The following is a 2,921-nucleotide window of genomic DNA, read 5'->3' on the forward strand; positions in this document are numbered from 1 at the left end:
AAAAGCGCAGGCGGTAGGGCACGGGCGCCGGCAGCGCCGCCGGCACCGGCTCGCTCGCCGGCGCCGCCGCGAAGGTGGGATCCTGGCTCGCCGGCAGCGGCTCGCCGTCGCCGGCGTAGGGAAAGCGATAGAGCCGGTACCAGCCCTCCTCGTAAACGGAGGCCAGGAAACCCTCCCCCTGCCAGGCCGGGTCCTGCACGGCGCCGTAGCAGGCGGTCTGCCGCCGGATCGTGTCCCCTTCGGCGCTGAAGACGTCCCAGGCGCCGAGGCGATCGGAGACGAAGAGCAGGCGCCGGCCGTCGGGTGCCCAGGTGGGCTGGCGGTCCACCCAGGGCCCCGCAGTGAGGCGCCGGCTCTCGCGGAGCGCCAGGTCCATCCGGTGGAGGTTGCGATGCGGGCTGGCCGCAGCCTGCCCGCGGTCGGAACTATAGAGGAAGCTCGCACCGTCCGGATGCCAGGCCGGATCGCGGTCGTCCCAGTCGTCGTCGGTGAGGCGCTCCACGCGCCAGCCGGGTGGGGCGGCCCGCGGGTCGCCGCTGAGCAGGTAGAGATCCCGCCGTCCCTGCGGCGAGATCCCCGAGAAGAGCACGCGGCCGTCCGCGGCAATGGCCGGCGCCTCGATCTGCGCCAGGGAGTCGGCCGCGAAGGCGGCGAGATCGGCGCCGGTCTCGGCGTCGAGGAAGCGGAGCTCGTCGCCCGGCCCGCGGCGCACGCTCAGCGCGATCAGGCCGGCGCCCACCGCCGGGCGGCTGCGCAGGAAGGGGATGGACTCCGTGCGCCCGTCGCGCCCGCCCTCGAGCAGGCGGCGGGCCTCCGCCCCGCGGCGCGGGCTGCGCGGCAATTCGGCGCGCGCGAGGGCCACGCGCCCGCTGCCCGTCTCCAGGTAGACGAAGCTCGTATCGCTGAGCGCCGCCGGCCCGACCTGGAAGCCGCCGCCCTCGATCAGCGCTCGCCCGCGCTCCGCCGCCGGCAGCCGCGCGGCGACGCTCGGGTAGTAGCGGCGCCGCAGGTGGCTGCGCCAGCCGGCGTCCAGCGCCGCGAGCGTGAGGCCGAGCTCCTCCTCGAGCAGGCGTTCCAGGCTCGTGCTGCGCCACCAGTTCTCGAGCAGGCCGCGCACCGCCGCCGTCGAGTAGTTGCGGTCCAGGTAGGCCACCACCGACTGCCCCACCTTGTACATCAGGTAGCTGCCCTGGATGCGCCAGAGCTCGTCCAGCGGCGGCAGGCTGCCGGCGAGGATGCCCTCGCGCAGGAGCATCTCGCCCTCGGTGTCGGGCTCGCCGACGCTGTAGAACTCGGCCAGGCCCTCGATGAACCAGAGCGGTGGGTGCTGATAGGAGAACTGGCGATGCGCGGCCGTCACGCGCGCCAGCTTCTCGAGCATGACCGCATGCACCATCTCGTGGCGGATGACGTGCCGGAGCTGCGCGAGGTCGCCGGTCGAGGGCACGACGACGCGCCCGCGCACGAGGTCCGTGAAGCCCCCCACCGACTCGCCGATCAGGTTGGGGATGATGTTCGTCTCGCGGAAGGCGTGCTCGGAGCCGTAGAGGACGAGGGGCACGGGCGTCTCGAGGGTGAGCGCGAAGATGAGCTCCAGCTCGCGCGCCGCCGAATCGGCGAAGGCCAGCGCGTGCGCGGCCAGCCGCTCCTCCTCCGGGTAGAAGAAGAGTTCGACCTTGTCGCTGCGCGAGACCAGCCAGTCCCGCGGCGAGTAGACGACCTTGTTCTTGCCGAAGAGGTACTGACCCGCGGCCGGCGCCGCCAGAGCGAGCAGCAGGGCGAGCAGGCTGAGGCGCCGCGTCACGGGGCCCGCCCGGGCGGGGACAGCGAGTCCCCCGCGGCCGCCAGCGGAAAGGCGAAGCGCGGCCAGCTCAGGCTGCCACCCGGCGGCAGGCGCAGCGGCCCGGCGCTCAGCCCGGCCGGCTCCTGGGCGGGATCCCAGAGCGAGTCCGCGGCGCCCAGGTCCTTGTGGACGAAGAGCCAGTGCGCGCCCGGCGGCGCGGCGGCGAAGGCGAAGGGCCCGTCCTGGGCGAGGCGCAGCCAGGTGTCGGGTAGCCCGGCTGCCCCCACCGGCCGCGCGACGAGCGCGGCGAGCCGCGCGCGCTCCGCTTCCGGGAGCAGTCCGGGATCGTCGGCGGGTCGGCTGCCGTCGGCGAGGCGGAAGGAGTCCGGCAGCAGGCGCAGGAAGTAGACGCCGGGCAGGGTGTCCGCGCAGCTGAAGTGCCCGCTGAGCTCGCCGGGCTCGCGGGGATCGATCGCGTTCAGCTGCAGGCCCAGCCGCCGCGGCTGGGCGAGGGTCAGGCGCAGCGAGTCGCGGAGGGTGTCGGCGAAGTCGTGGGCCGGATCGAAGAGGCTGTCCCCGTCGGCGTCCTGCCAGGCGACGAGCCGCCAGGCGCGGCCGTCCGCGGGCAGGCCGCGGAAGACGAAGTCCCCGCGGGCGTCGGGCCGCGCGCGGCGCTGGAGGCCGCCCGCGGAGTCGCTGAGTGCCAAGTGCAGCGCGCGGCTCGCCTGGCCCTTGAAGCGGGCCTGCCCCGCCAGCCAGCCCGGGCGCAGGCTGTCCCCGGTGGCGAAGCTCAGCACCTGCCACTCGGGCTGCGCGACGCGGTGGCGATCGCGCCACCCCGGCACGAGGTAGACGTCGACGCTCGTGTCCGCCGGCAGCGGATCCCAGAAGCGGACGGCGAGCAGCGTATCTCCCGTCCAGCGCAGGCTGCGCAGCAGGCGCGGCGGCTCCACGCGCAGGGCGGCCTGCACGCTGCCCCGGTCCACCGGTTCGCTGAAGCCGAGCAGCACCTCGCTCAGCGGGCCGCTGCCTGTGCTGCCCGGCGCCGGCCGGCCGCCGGTCAGCCCGGGCGGCGCCGTGTCGGGCTCCCCGCCGCTGGGCGGCCGCACGCGGGCACAGCCCTGCAGGGCCGCCAGGA

1 protein-coding gene is annotated in these 2,921 nt (G+C 75.4%); it reads right to left on the reverse strand.

Features of this window, described 5'->3' with window-relative positions; all coding sequences use genetic code 11:
- Positions 1 to 1,804: hypothetical protein (locus FJ251_15100; GenBank protein MBM4119029.1), on the reverse strand; the 1,804-nt coding region annotated here is incomplete at its 3' end.
- Positions 1,805 to 2,921: the final 1,117 nt, after the last annotated feature.

Source organism: bacterium, assembly GCA_016873475.1.
GTDB lineage: Bacteria > Krumholzibacteriota > Krumholzibacteriia > JACNKJ01 > JACNKJ01 > VGXI01.